Annotated in this window: 18 protein-coding genes; 8 read left to right on the plus strand and 10 right to left on the minus strand. The window is 68.0% G+C overall.

Annotation, left to right across the window (positions count from 1 at the left end):
• Positions 1 to 104 precede the first annotated feature (104 nt).
• Positions 105 to 1,037 carry an AEC family transporter gene (locus ACYVD1_RS12440; protein WP_460771599.1) on the plus strand — a complete coding sequence of 311 codons (933 nt, stop codon included), beginning with the start codon at positions 105 to 107 and terminating at the stop codon, positions 1,035 to 1,037.
• 174 nt (positions 1,038 to 1,211) lie between these two features.
• A complete protein-coding gene (locus tag ACYVD1_RS12445) occupies positions 1,212 to 3,149 on the plus strand; it encodes a serine hydrolase domain-containing protein (protein ID WP_460771601.1) in 1,938 nt (645 codons plus the stop codon).
• A 262-nt stretch (positions 3,150 to 3,411) separates the two neighbouring features.
• Here the strand turns inward: ACYVD1_RS12445 and ACYVD1_RS12450 are convergent, their stop codons facing one another.
• The 10 genes from ACYVD1_RS12450 to ACYVD1_RS12495 form a co-directional block, all read right to left on the minus strand.
• A complete protein-coding gene (locus ACYVD1_RS12450) occupies positions 3,412 to 4,839 on the minus strand; it encodes a dihydrolipoamide acetyltransferase family protein (RefSeq protein ID WP_460771604.1) in 1,428 nt (475 codons plus the stop codon).
• A gap of 19 nt (positions 4,840 to 4,858) precedes the next feature.
• Positions 4,859 to 5,839, minus strand: coding sequence for an alpha-ketoacid dehydrogenase subunit beta (locus ACYVD1_RS12455; protein ID WP_460771607.1), 981 nt, complete (start codon positions 5,837 to 5,839; stop codon positions 4,859 to 4,861).
• Between the two features lie 3 nt (positions 5,840 to 5,842).
• Complete coding sequence (gene pdhA / locus ACYVD1_RS12460) at positions 5,843 to 6,958, minus strand: pyruvate dehydrogenase (acetyl-transferring) E1 component subunit alpha (protein ID WP_460771609.1); 1,116 nt, start codon at positions 6,956 to 6,958, stop codon at positions 5,843 to 5,845.
• A gap of 362 nt (positions 6,959 to 7,320) precedes the next feature.
• Entirely contained in the window at positions 7,321 to 7,890 is a 570-nt protein-coding gene (locus ACYVD1_RS12465; RefSeq protein WP_460771611.1) for a PIN domain-containing protein, read from the minus strand.
• 14 nt (positions 7,891 to 7,904) lie between these two features.
• Positions 7,905 to 8,354: a helix-turn-helix transcriptional regulator gene (locus ACYVD1_RS12470; RefSeq protein WP_460771614.1), complete on the minus strand. Its 450-nt coding sequence runs from the start codon at positions 8,352 to 8,354 to the stop codon at positions 7,905 to 7,907.
• Between the two features lie 301 nt (positions 8,355 to 8,655).
• A complete protein-coding gene (locus ACYVD1_RS12475) occupies positions 8,656 to 10,389 on the minus strand; it encodes an ABC-three component system protein (protein ID WP_460771617.1) in 1,734 nt (577 codons plus the stop codon).
• A complete protein-coding gene (locus ACYVD1_RS12480) occupies positions 10,379 to 10,639 on the minus strand; it encodes an ABC-three component system middle component 6 (RefSeq protein ID WP_460771619.1) in 261 nt (86 codons plus the stop codon). Before ACYVD1_RS12480 ends, ACYVD1_RS12475 begins: the two co-directional genes overlap by 11 nt.
• Positions 10,636 to 11,574, minus strand: coding sequence for an ABC-three component system protein (locus ACYVD1_RS12485; RefSeq protein ID WP_460771621.1), 939 nt, complete (start codon positions 11,572 to 11,574; stop codon positions 10,636 to 10,638). The genes ACYVD1_RS12480 and ACYVD1_RS12485 overlap by 4 nt, the downstream gene beginning before the upstream one ends.
• A 144-nt stretch (positions 11,575 to 11,718) precedes the next feature.
• Positions 11,719 to 12,261, minus strand: a complete 543-nt coding sequence (locus ACYVD1_RS12490) for a hypothetical protein (protein ID WP_460771624.1) — start codon at positions 12,259 to 12,261, stop codon at positions 11,719 to 11,721.
• The gene (locus ACYVD1_RS12495) at positions 12,258 to 12,812 is read right to left on the minus strand and encodes an ATP-binding protein (protein ID WP_460771626.1); all 555 of its coding nucleotides are present in this window, start codon (positions 12,810 to 12,812) and stop codon (positions 12,258 to 12,260) included. The genes ACYVD1_RS12490 and ACYVD1_RS12495 overlap by 4 nt, the downstream gene beginning before the upstream one ends.
• Positions 12,813 to 13,145: 333 nt before the next feature.
• Here ACYVD1_RS12495 and ACYVD1_RS12500 point away from each other — a divergent pair, with 333 nt between their 5' ends.
• The 6 genes from ACYVD1_RS12500 (at position 13,146) to ACYVD1_RS12525 (ending at position 17,548) form a co-directional block, all read left to right on the plus strand.
• Positions 13,146 to 13,994 (plus strand): helix-turn-helix domain-containing protein, encoded by an 849-nt coding sequence (locus ACYVD1_RS12500; RefSeq protein WP_460771628.1) that lies wholly within the window; start codon positions 13,146 to 13,148, stop codon positions 13,992 to 13,994.
• A complete protein-coding gene (locus ACYVD1_RS12505) occupies positions 13,994 to 14,188 on the plus strand; it encodes a DUF397 domain-containing protein (RefSeq protein WP_460771631.1) in 195 nt (64 codons plus the stop codon). Before ACYVD1_RS12500 ends, ACYVD1_RS12505 begins: the two co-directional genes overlap by 1 nt.
• A 227-nt stretch (positions 14,189 to 14,415) precedes the next feature.
• The gene (locus tag ACYVD1_RS12510; RefSeq protein ID WP_460771634.1) at positions 14,416 to 15,495 is read left to right on the plus strand and encodes a DUF2207 domain-containing protein; all 1,080 of its coding nucleotides are present in this window, start codon (positions 14,416 to 14,418) and stop codon (positions 15,493 to 15,495) included.
• A 103-nt stretch (positions 15,496 to 15,598) separates the two neighbouring features.
• Complete coding sequence (locus ACYVD1_RS12515; protein WP_460771636.1) at positions 15,599 to 15,892, plus strand: ArsR/SmtB family transcription factor; 294 nt, start codon at positions 15,599 to 15,601, stop codon at positions 15,890 to 15,892.
• Positions 15,889 to 16,305, plus strand: a complete 417-nt coding sequence (locus ACYVD1_RS12520; RefSeq protein ID WP_460771639.1) for a VOC family protein — start codon at positions 15,889 to 15,891, stop codon at positions 16,303 to 16,305. Before ACYVD1_RS12515 ends, ACYVD1_RS12520 begins: the two co-directional genes overlap by 4 nt.
• A 325-nt stretch (positions 16,306 to 16,630) precedes the next feature.
• Positions 16,631 to 17,548 carry a lysostaphin resistance A-like protein gene (locus ACYVD1_RS12525; RefSeq protein ID WP_460771641.1) on the plus strand — a complete coding sequence of 306 codons (918 nt, stop codon included), beginning with the start codon at positions 16,631 to 16,633 and terminating at the stop codon, positions 17,546 to 17,548.
• The last annotated feature ends 2 nt before the right edge of the window (positions 17,549 to 17,550 follow it).

Genomic DNA, 17,550 nt, shown 5'->3' on the forward strand with positions numbered 1-17,550 from the left:
ACGTTTCCGTCACGCTCCGCAGTGTGACGTGGGCCGTATCACCCTGGGGCGTGCTCCGATAGCGTTGGCGGGCTTGAACTGCACGCTTGTTCGGAGGGCGCCCGTTGTCCGGTGTCATCGTCGGGTTCGGAGTCATCGCCAGCATCGTCGTCATCGGCTACATGCTCGGGCGCCTCCCGCTCCTCGGCCCCGGGGCGAAGGAAGTCCTCACCCGGTTGGCCTTCTACGTGGCCAGCCCCGCGCTGCTGTTCACGATCCTCACCGACACCGACCTATCGGTCCTGCTCTCGGGCCCGGTCCTGGTGAGCGTGCTGAGCGTGGTGGTCGTCGCCCTGGTCTTCCTCGTGCTCGGGGTCATCCGACGATGGGGCGTCGGGCGCACGACGGTCGGGACGCTGGGTTCCTCGTACGTCAACGCGGGCAACCTCGGCATCCCCATCTCCGCCTACGTCCTCGGTGACGCCTCCCTGGTCGCGCCCATCCTGCTGTTCCAGCTCCTGGTGCTCGCACCGGTCTCGCTGACCGTGCTCGACCTGAACAACGGCAGTGCCCGGGGCTTCTGGCCGGTGGTCCGCCGGTCACTGGGCACCCCCGTGCGCAACCCGGTGGTGATCGCCTCGATCGCCGGGGTCGCCGTCTCCGCTTCCGGCTGGGTCCCGCCCGCGCCCCTCATGGAGCCGTTCGAACTGATCGGCGGTATGGCCGTCCCGGCGATGCTGCTGGCCTTCGGGATCTCCCTGCACGGCAGTGCCGTCCCGGGGCGCGGCGGCCCCGACCAGGTCCCGGTGCTGTTCGCCGTGGCGCTGAAGTCCGCGGGCCAGCCCCTGACCGCGTGGGCCCTGGGTGCCCTGGTGTTCGGGCTGGAGGGGGCCGCCCTGTTCTCCGTGGTGGTCCTGGCCGCCCTGCCCACCGCGCAGAACGTGTTCAACTACGCCGTCCAGTACCGGGCCGGCGAGGTCCTGGTGCGCGAGGTGGTCCTGCTGACGACCATTCTCACCATCCCGGTCCTGTTCACGGTCACCTTCCTCCTCGGGTAGTCCTGCCCGGCCCCGGCCACCCGTGCGGGCCTGCCCGCACCACCCGTGCGTGCGCACCCCCAGAGGCGACTACAGCTGGCTCCACCGCGAAGACGGTCGCGGAGGCCCGTGCGCCCGGGAGCCGGGATTTCTAGCGTTGTCGGTGTACACAGCCACCACGCCCGGGAGCCCGGAATGCACCAGCGCCCCTCGGTGGTCAGCGCCTGTCTGGCCACCGCCTTCGCCCTCGCCCTCCCCCTGGGTGCGGCCCCCGCCAGCGCGGGCGTCCCAGGCACGGCCGCGCAGGGGGCTGGCCCACCAGTACCCGTCGGCACACCGGAACCGGGCGCCGCACAGGAGTTCGTCGACGAAAGGGTCCCCGAGCTGCTGGCCGAGCACGGCGCCCCCGGTGTGATGGTGTCGGTCGTCGCCGATGGCGAACCCCTCGCCTCCGGCGCACACGGGGACGCCGACCTCGCCGAGGGGACCCCCATGGACGCGGAGACCCACTCCTTCCCCACCGCCTCGGTCGCCAAGTCCTTCACCGCCCTCTCCGTACTCCAGCTCGCCGAACAGGGCGAGGTCGACCTGCACGAGGACGTCAACACCTACCTGCCCGAGGGACTGCGGATCCCGGACACACTCCCCGAGCCCGTCACCCTGCACCACCTGCTCACCCACACCCCCGGCTTCGACGAGCGGACCGACTCCGACGACGCCGAGGACGTCGAGAACCACCGGGGTCTCGAGGAGTTCCTGCGCGACAACACACCGGAGCGCATCTTCCCGCCGGGCGAGCGCTCCGCCTACTCCAACTACGGGACCGGCCTTGCCGGGTTCGTGGTCCAGGAGGTCAGCGGGGTGCCGTTCGAGGAGTACGTCGAGCGGAACCTGTTCGCGCCGCTGGGCATGCACGGCACCGAGTTCGGTCAGGTCCACGAACTAGCCGACGAGCACGCCCTGGTCACCGGGCACCTGCCCGACGGATCCGCGGCCGAGCAGGAGCACATACCGCTGTCGTCGGCCGGGGCCGCGGTGACCACCGGCGCGGACATGGACCGGTTCATGCTCGCCCTCCTCAACGGCGGCGAACTGGACGGGGAGCGCGTGCTCAGCCCCGAGTCGGTCGACATGATGCTGGACCGCCAGTTCGAGTACCACCCGGACGGCACCGCCATGGGATACGGCACCTACGAGTGGCGGACCGGACCGCCCAGGGGCGTGGGCCACGGCGGCGACCTGGAAGGGCTCCACCTGGGCTATCTGCTCCTGCCGGAGCTGGACACCGGGGTGTTCGTCGCGGTCAACGGCGACGACACGGATCCCGAGGCGGCGGCGAGCCCCCTCCACGACCTGCGCTTTACCCTCCTGGACGCCTTCGCCGACGAGTTCGGCCCGGCCGAACCGGTCCAGGCCGAGGCCGACCCCGGGGCCGACCTGGGCGCCTACACCGGCACGTACATCACCACCCGGCGCGCCGCTGAGGGGGTCGACCAGATCGTCACGCTCTTCGACAACATCACGGTGCGCGACGCGGGCGACGGGTCCCTGCGGGTCCGGGGCGCCGTCGTCGCCGAGCAGCGCTGGCTCCCGGTCGGCGACGGAGTGTTCGCCGCGGAGAACAGCGGTGACCGGATGGTCTTCGACGTCGAGGACGGTCGGGCCGAGGCCGTGTACATGACCGCCAACCCCACCAGCGGCTACGACCGCACCGGGCTGCTCACCAGCCCCGTCACGCACATCGTCACCGTCGCCGTCGCCCTGCTGGTCCTGCTCAGCGGCACCGTCCAGCTCCGCCGCCCCAGGGGCGGGGCGCGGATCACGGCGGCCGTGTCCGGTTCTCTCACCGCGCTGTCCTGTCTGGTCGCCGTCGGGCTGCTCGCCTACGCGGTCCTCGACCTCAACCGGATGCGGGACTGGATCACCGGCGACTCGATCGTCCTGGCCCTGCCCTTGGCCGTGGCGGTCCCCCTCACCCTGGCCACCGCGGGCTTCGCGGTCACCGCCTGGGTCCAGGGCTGGTGGGGGACGGCCCGCCGCATCCACTACTCGCTCCTGCCCGTGGCCGCGCTCGCCGTCATCGCGGTCGGCGCCCAGTACCACCTGGTCTGGCCCCTGGGCGGAGCCCTGTGAGCTTCAGGGAACCCTCGGTCATCAGAAAACCCGGAGTCAATGGTTGGTCAGCCCCCGAGGGAGGGAACACTCATCCGTAGGGCCCGTCCCCACCCCCTTGAGGGACGGGCCCGTCCACGTGTCGGCGGCCCTGCACGCCAAGCAGCGCCCCAGAACATGCGCCACCGCCCCGAAGCAACGTAAAAGGGCCGGTGCGAACCGGGCGGATTCCAGAACCCGCCGTCGTCGCACCGGCCCTTCGCTCTTCGTCGAACCGGGCGTTCTACCCCCAGGCCAGAGCGGTCAGCTCCGGGTCCTCGAGGGCGGTGCCGATGTCGCGCAGCACCTTCGAACCCAACTCGCCGTCGACCAGCCGGTGGTCGAAGGAGAGGGACAGGGTCGTCACCTTGCGAACCGTCAGCTCACCCTCGTGGACCCACGGCATGTCGCGGATCTGCCCGAAGGCGAGGATGGCGGCCTCGCCCGGGTTGATGATCGGCGTACCGGCGTCCACTCCGAACACGCCGACGTTGGTGATGGTGATGGTGCCGCCGGACATGTCGGCCGGGCTGGTCTTGCCCGTACGCGCGGTGTCCGTCAGCGCCTTCAGGGACCCCGCGAGCTCCGGGAGCGTCCGGGCGTCGGCGTCCTTGATGTTGGGCACCACCAGACCCCGCTCGGTGGCGGCCGCGATGCCCAGGTTCACGTAGTTCTTGACCACGATCTCCTGGCTCTCCTCGTCCCAGGAGGCGTTGACCTCCGGGTGGCGGCGGACCGCCATGAGCAGGGCCTTGGCCACCAGCAGCAGCGGCGACACCTTGACGTCGGCGAAGTCGCGGCGCTCGCGCAGACGGGCCACGGCGTCCATCGTCTTGGTGACGTCGACCTGGAGGAACTCGGTGACGTGCGGCGCGGTGAACGCGCTGTTCACCATGGCCGCGGCGGTGTGCTTGCGCACGCCCTTGACGGGGATGCGCTGTTCGCGGGCCGTGCGGTCCGGTGCGGGCGCGGCCTGCTGCGCCGTGGCTTCCGCAGCTGGGCCCGGGGCCTGGGTGGCCTCGACCGCCGCGTGCACGTCCTCGCGGGTCACGATCCCGCCGCTGCCCGTGGGCTCGACGGTCGCCAGGTCCACCCCGAGGTCCTTGGCGAGTTTGCGCACCGGCGGTTTGGCCAGCGGGCGGCCCGAGGCGGGCGCCGGTCCCGCGGGTGCCGCCAGGACGCCGGGGGTGTTGGCGGGTGCGGGCTCGCTGAGCTTGGGCGGCGGTGCGGACACCGGGGCCGCGGGGGCCGGGCCCGAGGGGGTCGGGCGGCGGCGGGCGCGGCGCTGTGTGGACGCCGCCTTCTCGCCGTAGCCCACGAGGGGCTTCTCCCGGTCCTCGGTCTCCTCGGTGCCCGCGGAGGCACCGCTGTCCGCCGCGCCGGAACCACCGGAACCGCCGGTGCCGTCGTCCACGGTGATGATCACCGAGCCGACCTCCACCGTCTCGCCTTCGGCGGCCAGCAGCTCCTTGACCGTGCCCGAGAAGGGGCAGGGCAGCTCGACGACGGCCTTGGCAGTCTCGATCTCGCAGATCATCTGGCCGTCGGTGACCTCGTCGCCCGGCTTGACGTACCAGGTGAGGAGCTCGGCCTCGACCAGGCCCTCACCGACGTCGGGCAGTTTGAACGCGTGCACGCCGTCGACCGCGGGCGTGCTCTTCTGAATCGCCATGTCTTGCGGTTACCCCGATCTAGTACGCGAACGCCCGGTCGACCCCGTCAAGGACGCGGTCCAGGTCCGGCAGGTAGTACTCCTCCAGCCTGGACTGCGGGTACGGGGTATCGAACCCGGCCACGCGGATGACCGGCGACTCCAGGTGGTAGAAGCACTCCTCCGTAACCCGGGCGGCGATCTCCGCGCCGGGCCCGCCGGTGAGGGCGGCCTCGTGTGCGACGACGAGACGGCCGGTGCGGCGCACCGACTCGTTGACGGTCGCGTAGTCGATCGGCGCGAGCGAGCGCAGGTCGACGACCTCGATGGAGTGGTCGGTGTCGGCCTCGGCCGCCTGCAGGGCGGTCTTGACCATCGGGCCGTAGGCCAGCAGCGTGCAGTCGGTGCCGGGCCGCGCGATCCGGGCGGCGCCCATCGGGGTGGCTTCTTCGATGGGGGCCTCGGTGTCGACCTCGGACTTCTCGTAGTAGCGCCGCTTGGGTTCCAGGAAGATGACCGGGTCGTCGGAGCGGATGGCCTGCTGGATCATCCAGTAGGCGTCCTCCGGGTTGGCGACGGTGACCACGCGCAGACCCGCGGTGTGCTGGAAGTAGGCCTCGATGGACTCGCTGTGGTGCTCCACCGCGCCGATGCCGCCGCCGTACGGGATGCGCATGACGACGGGGACGCTGAGCTTGCCCGCCGAGCGGCGGCGCATCTTGGCGAGCTGGGTGAAGGTCTGGTTGGCGGCGGGGAAGAAGAACCCGTCGAACTGGATCTCCACCACGGGGCGGTAGCCGCGCAGCGCCATGCCGATGGCGGTGCCGACGATGCCGGACTCGGCCAGCGGGGTGTCGATGACCCGGTCGGCGCCGAAGTCCTTGTGCAGGCCGTCGGTGACCCGGAAGACACCGCCGAGCCTGCCGACGTCCTCGCCCATCATGAGGACCTTGGGGTCGTGCTCCATCGCGGCGCGCAGGCCCGCGTTGATGGCCTTGCCGATCGTGAGGTTGGTGGCCATGGCCTAACGGCCCCCTTCCGCGCCGACGCCCTCGAAGGAGGACAGGTACTCGGCGAACTCGGACCGCTGCCGGTCGATGTGGACGTTGGGATCCGCGTAGACCTCGTGGAAGATGTCCAGCGGCTCGGGGTCGGGCATCGAGCGGCACTGGGTGCGCACCATCTCGCCGACCTTGTCGGACTCCTCGTCGACCCGGGCGAAGAAGGCCTCGTCGGCGAGGCCGCCCTGCTCCAGGTAGCGGCGGACGCGCAGGATCGGGTCCTTGGCCTTCCACTCGTCGAGCTCGGCGGAGTCGCGGTAGCGGGTGGGGTCGTCGTTGGTGGTGTGGGCGCCCATCCGGTAGGTGAAAGCCTCGACCAGCGTGGGCCCGTTCCCGGTGCGGGCGTTGTCCATGGCGGCGCGGGTGACCGCGAGGCAGGCCAGGACGTCGTTGCCGTCCACCCGCACGCCCGGGAAGCCGAAGCCGGCGGCGCGCTTGTAGATCGGCACGCGGGACTGCCGGTCCGGTGATTCGGAGATGGCCCACTGGTTGTTCTGGCAGAAGAAGACCACCGGGGCGTTGTTCACCGAGGCGAAGTTGAACGACTCGTTGGTGTCGCCCTGGCTGGTGGCCCCGTCGCCGAAGTAGGAGATGACGGCCGTGCCGTCCTCGCCGACGGCGCCGTCGCGCTGGACGCCCATGGCGTAGCCGGTGGCGTGCAGGGCTTGGCTGCCGATGACGATCGTGTACAGGTGGAAGCCGTGCTCGTGGGGGTCCCAGCCCCCGTTGGTGACCCCGCGGAACATGCCGAGCAGTTCCTTGGGTTCGATGCCGCGGCACCAGGCGACGCCGTGCTCGCGGTAGGAGGGGAACGCCATGTCGTCGGCGCGCAGTGCTCGGGCGGAGCCGATCTGTGCGGCTTCCTGGCCCAGGAGGGAGGCCCACAGGCCCAGTTCGCCCTGGCGCTGCAGGGAGACGGCCTCGGTGTCGACCCGGCGAACCAGAACCAGGTCGCGGTAGAGCTCGCGGATCTCCTCAGCTGAGATGTCCAGGGGGTAGTCGGGGTGCTCGCTGAGCTCCCCTTCCGGCGTCAGGAGCTGGATGAGCTCCGGTTCTTCGTGCGCGGCGATGTCCGACACGTCGCTCCTCGGGTTCTCGGGGCCGGCTTCGCGTGGGTGAACGCTGGCCGACCGTTTAACGGCCCACGCGCGCTCCCAGGGTGGCGGGATGGCGTGGGCAGTCCTTCCCACATCGTGACAGAACTCACCGCGGGAAGCGCAAGCCCCCAACGACACCTTTTACGCTCCGCCACCCATACTCCCGCACAGGTGACCAGGGCCGATACCAGGGGTTCCTAGCATGTACAAGGTCTTCCAACTACTTTGTGACAACTTGTCCGCAACGGGCCGGTGGACCACAGGCCGGAGCTCCGACGCGGGTCACCACGGACTGCCCCGGAACCCGCCCGAATCGATTGCGGCCGACTGGCTTCCCGCTTCGCCTACGGACTTGGGGCGCCCCTGAGTCTGAGCCGTTCCGCGAAGTCGGGCACTCCCGCCTTGTCCAGGGCTCCGGCGAGATCTTCAGGGGTCCTCGGCGGGCGGCGTTTCTCAGCGGCCATGCGCACGACTGACTTCGTGATCTCGTCCGGCAGTTCTTCGAACAACTCACACAGGTAGGTGTCGGGATCGATGACTCTCAGTCCGAGTTCAGCCAGGGGAGCGCTTGGGAAATCGGCCAGGTTCCAGGTGAGGATGGACTGCGCCCGTCCCGCCAGAGCCGCCGCCATGTGGTGTCGGTCGTCCGGGTCATCGCCCGGCATGGTCGGGCTCAGGTGTGCGTAGTACTCCTCCGGCACACAACCTTCGGGAAAGTACTCCCTGATCGCGGAGGCGATCGCTTCCGCAGAAGCGGGCGAGCGCCGTTGCTCGCGCACGATGACTCGCTGCCATTCCGCGAGGAGCCTCTCCGTCCAGATGACCTCGTGGACCATGTCCTCGGTCAGAGCCAGAAGCAGGTCCATGGTCGAGAAGGGGAAGAGCACATTGGTGCCGGCGAAAACACGCGCCATGCGTGACCTGTCGTTCAGTACGGGAGATCGGCGGACTCGACTGCATCAACGATCTTCCGTCTCCCTTCCCGCCACCTCTCCCGCTTGGCCTGGAACGCCAAGACGTCTTCCAGCCGAACCACCCGATGACGGCTACCGGGCAGGTACTCCGACGGGATCGTTCCCTCATTCAGCAAGCGAGCGACGAACGGCCTGGACAGCCCCAACATCTCCGCGGTTTCCGCAGGGGTCAGATTGGTCTCGGCGGCCAACACCCGGACCGCGTGTCCAGCCGAGAGCTCACCCGCCAGAGCCAGCAGCGCCTTGACCAACGCTTCGGACAGCGGGAGTTCCCTCCCGTCGGCCAGCTTCAGAGCCAACTGTGACTCCTCACCCACTCCTCTCATCAGCTTCTGGGCGGCAGAGCGGTCTTCGGCGTCAGGCTCGATCCTGGGGGCGTCACTCAGCACACTCGCTCGAACCATCACGACTCCCTCCGTCGGCGTATCTGAAATAAGTGTAACCGACATGCCAGGGATGGGCCCGCGTACGGGCGGCCGCGCCGCTCTTCCCGAACGGCGCGGCCATACGTGCGGAGTCTGGAGGGTCAGACCAGGAAGGCGACCAGGTGCTGGCCCACCGCCCCGGCCATTGCGGCGAAGGCATAGCCGGTCACGAGGTGGCCCATCCGGCGGCGGGGCTTGCGGTGGCTGACCGGGCGGCGGGGGCGGCCCGACCTACGCGGAAACGGAAGGCGAGGGACGCGGGCCCTGGCCCGCCTTCCGGTCAGAACCGGAAACCGAAAAGCCCTCCGGTCTCGGAGTCGTCCAGCCTCGGAGCGATGATGTACGGCCTGGCATCGAACCCCATTCGTTCCGCCTTGGCCAGATCATCGGAGTTCATGGTGACGATGTACTGCATGCCCTCTTCACGGGCGACTGTGGCTCCCAATTCCAACGCTCGGGCGACTTGGCGTTCGTCCACTCCGTCGTAGATCTTGCTGTCGTGCACGAGGAAGTCGGGCCCCCGTCCGGCACGGTGCGCGATCACGGCCCAGGTCAGATCGAAGCAGAACATCTTCATGTTCGAGATGCCGGTGCTGTCATCGGCTTCGAGCTTGAGCTCGATCTCCAGGTGACTACGCCTGGCCTGGAAGGTCAGGTACGGAGCGCGGGCGTCACCGTACAAGTACTCGGCGAATCGGTTGAACAACAGGCTCGCCTGCTGCTCCTGCTCCCTCCTGGCGTCGATGTCGCTCTGGACCTCGTCCTCCAGGGCGGCCTTCTCCTGGTCGATCTGGCGACGGCTCTGCTCCAGGGTTCGCGCGGCGTTGAGCCTGCGCTGAAGGTACTCCCGCTGCGCCTCTTCCTTGGCGAGTGCTCCCTGCATCACTGTCAGGGTGTCCAGTGCTCCACCCTCGTTCAGGGTGCGCAGGAGTGCGGCCTGCCTCTCGCCGAGGGCCTCACGTTCCCTCTCGCTCGTGGCGAGCTTTTCCCGCAGGCCAACGGCTTCCTCGTCCAGATACTGTCGCCGGTTGCGCACGACCGCCCGATGGAACGCCTCCACCTGGTCGAACCGGGCCCGCACCTGGTCGCCGAGAAGCACCCCCATCTCCTGGTAGGCACGTTCGAGGTAGTCATGGCCGGGGTCGCCGGCCTCCTCGATAGAGCGTTCGATGTCCGCGAGGTTCCTTCGACCGATCACGTCCGCCTCGCGCAACTCGCGGATCCGAGCGTTCACGCGCTCCGCTTCTCGGCGGATCTCCTCGTACTCCGGAACGACCTGGTAGGCAGCGATCTGCGCTTTGAGTTCGGCGATGCGGCGTTCGATGACGATGAGCTGACCGCGCAGGTCACCGGACTTGCCGACGATGTCCTTCCATACCGGATCGTTGGTGGCCTGCGCGAGTTTCCTTCGGGTCTGTTCCCGTTCGGAGAGTTCGCCGTAGCGAGCGGCCAGTGCCCAGTCCATGCCCAGCAGATAGCACAGGTTCGCGGTGGCCAGGTGCCGGGAGGTCTGCGGGTTCGGTCTGAGAGCGTCGGCGAAACCGCTCTTCTCGGTCCTACGCAAGTAGTAGCCGAGAAGCAGTCTGCCGCTCAGTGCCTTGTCAGGGTCCCTGATCCCGAACAGATCGCGATCGAGAGCGCCCCTCCACTCCTTCACCCCGGCCACACCGGCTCTTTGGATGAGCGCGTCGGGATCATGACCCAGGATATCCGGGTCGAGGTAGATCTTCCCCGGGTCACTGCCAGAGCGACGGACGCTGAGCCAACCGCTGGGCTTGGGCCAGTCCAAGACAAGCTCGAACGTAGTTCCCTTGTTCTCCCTACGAGTGACCAGACGTGTCCTGTCGGCGCCCAGGAGGAAGTGAAGCAACTCCACCATGCTGGTCTTACCGACCGCGTTGCGACTCTGGTCATCGGTGGAAGCGTTGGTGCGGTGCGCGACGAGCAGGTTGAGGCCGAGCCCGAAGGTGACCGTACTGAACCGGGGATCGCTCGCCTTCAGTTCACGCAGCATCCGAGACCTCTCGGAAAACGAGGACATCGTCACGGAGTTCGACTATTCCCAGGGCGTATAGGACGTCGAGGGCGAGGACGAACCACCAGAACGGCACGGGGGCGTTGTGCTCGTGGTCGGACCGCCACTTCTGAAGCCGACGCCATGCCTGGTTGACGGTGATGCTCTGGCGTTCACTTGCCATGAGGATCTGAGCACCCACGGTCAACAAGGCCCTCTGCGGCGCGATGCCCTTGGTCGGTGCGATCACGTCGTTCCCCCTTCCAGGACCCCATGGGCGGCGGGCCAGTCCTCCGGCGGCACCTTGAAGATCTCGCACTCACCGAAGAAGTACATCAGCACGGTGTTGGCCTCGATCTGATCCTTCAGAGCCTTGGCCTCGTTACCAAGGATGTACCACTGGAGGCGGGAGACGATCGCATCGGGGTCATCGTGGGTGTCGGCGAGTTCGAGGTATTCCTGCCGGAAGGCCGCAGCGACCTCGTCTCTCTCGACGGGGTCGGCCAGACCGTTGTAGTAGTCCTTGACGAGGGGAACATGGGGCAGGCTCAGTCTCAGGAAACCCGCCATGTCCTCGCCGAACCGGTTGTACTCCAGCTTGCGGCTAGGCGGGATAGAAATCCCGTCCGGCAAGGGAGTCCGCTTCCTGTTCGTGGAAAGGTGTGCCAGGAGTGGCGCCAGTTCGGCCATGCCGACACCTGTGACCATTGCCTTCAGCGGGAACGGCCCTATGAGGTCCTCGACCTCTTCCTTGTCCAGCTTTCTGAGAACTCGGAACATCTGGTCGAGGCCGAAGTTCTCGAACTTCAGGGAAGGGTGCTCAGCTTGGGCCTCGGAGATCTCCAGAGTCACCTGGGGCGCCACACCACGCGGATTGTTGTGGACGAAGACGAAGGTGTCGAAATCGCTTCTCCTGTGCGCGATGGCATCGTGCAGGTCCGAACGGAACTTGCGGCCGACCTCGTACTCGTTCGCCTTCTGAGGGCCGTAGCAGGCGTAGAGCTTGCGTCCGCTGATCAACAGGCCGTCGGCGCCCCGGTCACCCTTGGTCGTACGGACGGGGAAGAATCCCGGATCTGCCAACTGCATGAGGTTGTGGAAGAAGTCCTCGAACGCCTCACCGTGCAGGTTGGCGGTCCTGTCCTTGAGCATCGTGCGCGCGCACCAGCGTTGCCAGGGCTCCATGCGTGCTTCTTTCGCTTTGATGTTCCTTTACTCGCCGTGGTTTTTACCTATCACTCGGACACCTTCAGCGACCGCGCTTTGGCCGTTTGTGGCCGCACCGGGTCCCCCGCTTCCGGTGCGGCCTTCCGGATGGGTCCTGGCGGATCAGCCCAGGAAGGCGACCAGATGCTGGCCCACCGCCCCGGCCATTGCGGCGAAGGCATAGCCGGTCACGAGGTGGCCGACCCGGCGGCGGGGCTTGCGATGGCTGGCCGGGCGGCGCGGAAGCGGCGCGGGCGGCACGCTCTCCCGGCGGGGTCTCGGGACCGGCACGGGACGGGCGGGCTCGGCGTCCCGGTCAGGTTCGCGGGACGGCTCCGGGGTGCGGTCTGGGGGAGCGTCCTGGCGCCAGCAGGACTCCGAGGATGGGGGTGCGGGGCTGCGCATCCACTCGGGAAGGTCCCCATGGGTGAAGCGGCGACGCAGCCGGGGCGTGTCGGGCATACGCGCGAGGAGTTCACGCTCCCTTGGAGTACGGCCCAGGGAGACCAGGGGCGGGAGCCGCTCGGGCCCCGCACCGGTCGAGGGGCGCGGTTCCGGGCGGCTCCCCAGGCGGTTTGCCGGGCTGTGCGGGGTGCGGCTGAAGCGGCGCACCCGGGGCGCGTCCAAGACCCGGCGCAGATCCATCGGAATGGTCGCGGTGCTCATCGCCCACCCCCGCAGACACAGGTGGTGACCTCGCTGCTGGAGGTGTCGGCAGTGGGTGTGGGGTAGGTGAACTCGGCCCACAGCACCGTGCCCAACACGGCCAGGGAATCGGGGTCGGCCCAGCGCTGGGTGCCCCATTCACTCGCCAACTGGTGGATGAGTAGCAGTCCGCGCCCGGACTCGGCCTGCTCCCACTCCACAGGCGAACGCCGCTGGGGCGGGAACATCGGACGGGCATCCAGAGGCCCGTCGTCGATCACCGACAACCGCAGGGTGGTCTCGCTCCCCATGACCACGGGCGTGGAGAGCATCCGCACCACCGTGCCACCGGGACGCTGAGAGCGCGAGTGGGTGAGCGCGTTGGCGAACGCCTCGCTCGCGCACAGTTCGATGTCGTCGCGCAGGTGGCTGGGAACCCCGGCCAGGGTTGCCAGGTCAAAGCGCAGATCCGCACGGAAGCGGGGGCAGGCCTCGGGGGTTCCGGGGTAGTGGCGGGCCTCCCAGCGCCGCCCGGGGTAAGCGGGGGTGGGTATCTGAGGGACAATAGACACGTCGGCAACTCCTCGTTCAAGGGTTGGTTGTCGATGCGGCCCTGGCGGGTGGTGCTAGCACCCACCAGGGCCTTCTTCATGCCCAAGCACGCTGGGTTTCGGCCGGGCGCCCGAGGCTCCACCTGAGAGCAGGCACAAAAGACAGGATGAACGGAACCGCAGCCGATCCTGCAGAGTGACCGTCACCCGCTTGGAACTGGTGGAATACTCGTTGCAACCAGAAGACAGCGATCCCAAGTGAAAGTCAAGTAGAAATTCCACTTATACTGAACCAGGCCACCAGGTAAGGACTCAGAAGATGGATAAATCGGACTTCAAAGGCGGATTTGGGCCATGGTGACGCCAGGACCTCGGGTACTCCGGCTCCAACTAGGCCGCGAAATCCGACGGCTCAGGGACAGCACTTCCCTCTCAAGGGAGGAACTCGCCAAGTCTTTGGGCTGTGGGACTTCGAAGGTCAGCAAACTCGAACTGGGTTACAGCACGCTGAGCTCCCCCGAGTGCAACAAGCTCGTCAAGCTGTTCGCGTTGAGCGGGGAAGAGGCGACCGTCTTCCGTGACTTGGCCGCTTCCGCTCGCAAACGCGGCTCCTACGGCAAGGTTCTCGACTTCGCCCGTGGCTACGTGAGCATGGAAGCAGACGCCACGGACCTGAAGATCTTCTACGAGGACCTCATCCCAGCGCTGTTCCAGACACAGGCCTACTCCAAGGCCGTCTGTTCTACCTCCGTGACCATCGCCCCGGCCGACATCAGCCACGTGGTTGAGGGACGAATGAGTCGTGCCGCTGTACTTTTCCAGCAGAGGCCGCCCAACGTGTCCCTGATCCTCGGGGAAGGCGCGTTGATGCGCACAGTTGGTGGCCCTGAAGCCTTCCTCGAACAGCTACAGCACCTTCATCGACTCGCCCACGAGCCACATATCGACCTCCAGATTCTCCCCTACTCATCAGGCGAGCACGCAGCAATGGGGACTGCCTTCACCCTGCTACGACTGGACGAGGTCGAGGCGACCTACGTCTACTTGGAGGACCTCACCAGCTCAGATTTCTGGGATCGCCCCCAACACACCGGCGTGTACGAACTGGTCTTCAACAAGCTGCAGGTGGCCGCCCTCGGCAAGCGTGAGAGCATAATTCGCATAGAGGAACGCATCGCAGAACTAGATGAGGGAGCTGGCTGATGTCTCAACAGAACCGGGCGTCAGCAGCGTGGCACAAGAGTAGCTACAGCTCTGGCGCCAACAACTGCGTCGAGGTCGCGGAAGGGCCGGTCACCGGGGTCCGCGACACCATGCACCGCGAACTCGGGGCACTCTTCTTCTCCGGCGGCGAATGGGAGTCCTTCCTCCACAGCGCCAAAGGCGACCTCCGCTAGCCAAGCACCCACGGCGTTGCGGGTGGGGTCCAAGCGGCTCCACCCGTGGCGAACCGTGTCGGGACTCTGTTCTGTGAAAGGCAGCATCGAACGCGCCGAGGAGGAGCACGGCGGCCTCGGGCCGCTATCCACCCGTCGCCGCTTTCGCCGACGGCACCGCCGCACCACCGGTGTCCGCTTCCGGCCCCGCGAACAACTCCTCGGGTACCTGAGGCCTCCAACCGACCATGGGCCCAAGAGAAGGCAGGATCTCGCGCACTCTGTTCCGGGCGGCTACGGTCGTCGCCGCCGCGTCCGTGACCATGGTCGGCCTCACCCCCGCAGCGGGCGCCGACACCACCGACCGCGAAGTCACCTCCTTCGAGGTCAGCGTGACTCTCGTGGAGAGAGGCCCCGACGAAGGCAACGTCAGTGTGACCGAGCAGCTGACCTACGATTTCGGCTCCGACGGCGACGCTCCGGCGGAGCGCTGGTTGCCGCACTCGGGGAGCATCGGCGACGGGCCCGAGCGCGGCTTCGGACTGCGGGACGTGGAGGTGACGGAAGCAGACGGGGTCCCGTACGAGATCGACGAGGACGGCGATGCCACCACCGTCCGCTTCGGGGAGGAGGGAGGCGGCAACGGCTTCGAGGGTGAAAAGTCCTTCGAGATCTCGTACACCTACGCCAGCCTTCTCGAAGAGGGCGGCACGACGCGGCCGCGGTTGGCCCTGGACGTCGTCGGCGAGGAGTGGGAGATCCCGGTTCGGGACGTATCCGTATCGGCTTCCACCTCAGGCCTCGGCCGGGTTGCGAGGATCACGTGCGTGAGCGGCCCCTCTGGATCAACCGAGGGGTGTGACTCCGATCGGAATGACACCGTTGCCCAGGACGAAGTCGTCCCCGGGCATGCGATGAGCATCGAGGTGGAGTTCTCCCGGTCGATCTTGGACGTCACACCCTCGGGGTCCGATTCCAGCGGCTCGGGTTTCACTCCTCCGACCAGGGATTCGGAAAGCCCGGAAGCGGCGGGAGCGTCGGAAACCTCCTTCGAAACCGACGTGTACCCCGTCCTCGTATTCCTCTTCATCGCGGTGGTGCTCTTCTTCGGCTTCGCAGGGTCGGCCACCGCGAACAACCGCCAGGGCGGCCGCCGGGGCGGAGGCGTCGTGGTAGGGGACGACCCAGCATCCGGTAGTGCGAGCGGCTCTGGCAGTGCGAGCGCCTCCGGCGGCAGCTCCGGTGGCGGAGACGGGGGCGGTAGCGGTGGCGGCGGTGGCGGCGGTTTCAGCGCCGGTGACGGCGGTGGCGGCGGAGGCGGCTGCTGACCCCGCATCGCCCCCGGCGCCGACAAGCCGACAACTCGTCCTTGAGGGAAAATTCCCAGCACAGGGCTTGATAGGCAAGCAAGAACTTGCCTATCATGGCGCTATGGCCGATGAGATCTTCAAGGCTCTGGCCGACCCCACCCGCCGGACGATCCTCGACGAACTGGCTGAACGGTCCGGACAGACCCTGTTCGAGCTCTGCGGACGGCTGGTCATGAAGCACCAGCTCAGCATGTCCCGCCAAGCCGTCTCCCAGCACCTGGCCGTACTGGAGGAGGCCGGGCTGGTCGAGAGCAGGCGCGAGGGCCGCTACAAGTTCCACGACATGAACCCGGCACCACTTCGGCACATCACCGAGCGGTGGATCCGGCCCGACACAGGAGAGAAAAACCCATGAGGATCCACCTGAACAGCGTCTTCGTCGACAGCCAGGTCAAGGCCCTGGACTTCTACACCAACGTGTTGGGCTTCGTGAAGAAACACGACGTCCCCTTGGGCGAACCCGTGGACGAGCACCGGTGGCTGACCGTGGTCTCGCCCGAGGACCCCGAAGGCACCGAGCTGCTCCTCGAACCCTCCGGTCACCCCGCGGTGGGGCCGTACCGGGAGGCCCTGGTCAACGACGGCATCCCGGCCACCGCCTTCGCCGTGGACGACGTGCACGCCGAGTTCGAACGGCTGCGCGACAAGGGGGTGCAGTTCACCCAGGACCCCCTGGAGATGGGCCCGGTCACCACCGCGGTGCTGGACGACACGTGCGGCAACCTCATCCAGCTCCAGCAGGTGGACGAGGCCGCCGATCCCGCTTAGCACGGCGGGACGGCGCATGACATCCGTCATGCGCCGTCCCGTGTGAAACACGGGGAAACCTCATGATCCGCGGTACTTCCCCGGGATCACCCCGCAGAACTAGGTTCGGTGCATGAACCGGGAAGACGACCGCTCCAGCCCTACGCCCGCACCGACGCCCGGCGATCCGTCCCCCACCCCGGGCCAGGCACCCCCAGTCCCACCGGAACAGGCTCCGCCCACACAGCCCGCGTACGGCCAACCGCCGGGACAACCTCCCGGGCCGCCACCTGGACCACCGCCCAGGAAGCGGCGCCGTCGCGGGCCTCGGCCGGTCCCACCCGGGGTGCCGTACCACCTCGTCCTCTCCGACGAGAAGCGGCGGATCTGGCGGGGCATCGCCGCGCTCCTGCTGCTGGTGGGCGGGATGCTCGCCTTCGCGGTCGGGTTCAGCTTCGTCGGCTTGTTCATCGACATGGCGCTCGGCCGGAGCAACGTGATGATGGAGGACGGCACCGAGTTCACGCCCGCGCTCCAGGCCACCGCCCTGCTGGGGCTCGCCCTGCTCCTGCCGTGGAGCATGCTCATCCAGCGGTGGCTCTACGGGGTGAAGGGCGCCTCCCTGCATTCGGTCCGCTCCCTGTTCCGCCCCGACGTGTTCGGGCGGGCGTTCCTGGTGATCCTGCCCGTGTGGGCGGTCTACCTGACCCTCTTCTCGGCCCTCGCACCCCAGGAGGAAGGGCACTGGCCGGTGGGCGACCTCCTCGTCATGTTCGCGGTGATCCTCCTGTTGGCACCGCTGCAGTCGGCCGGTGAGGAGTACGGCTTCCGAGGTCTCGCCTTCCGGGTCGCCGCGAGCTGGGGCCGGGGGCCGCGCGCCGCACTCGTGCTCGGCGTGGTCGTCTCGAGTGTGCTGTTCACGGTCGCGCACCTCGCGCTCGACCCGTGGCTCAACGTCTACTACTTCACGATGGGGGTCACCCTGGCCCTCATCACGTGGCGGACCGGCGGGCTGGAGATCGCGGTCGTCATCCACGCGGTCAACAACACGCTCGCCTTCCTCATGGCCGCCCTCATGCGCGACGACTTCGCTGAAGGGATGGACCGGTCGGCGGGCGCCGGGTCGCCGGTCATGCTCGTGCCCTGTGTCCTGCTCGTCGCGATCACGATCGTGGTGTGGCGGCGCACCCGGCGGACGGGTCCTGCTCTGACCGACGCGGCGCCGGGATCGGCGCACGCGCCACAGGCGGCACGGGGTACGTGAGG

This window comes from Nocardiopsis nanhaiensis (assembly GCF_054778635.1).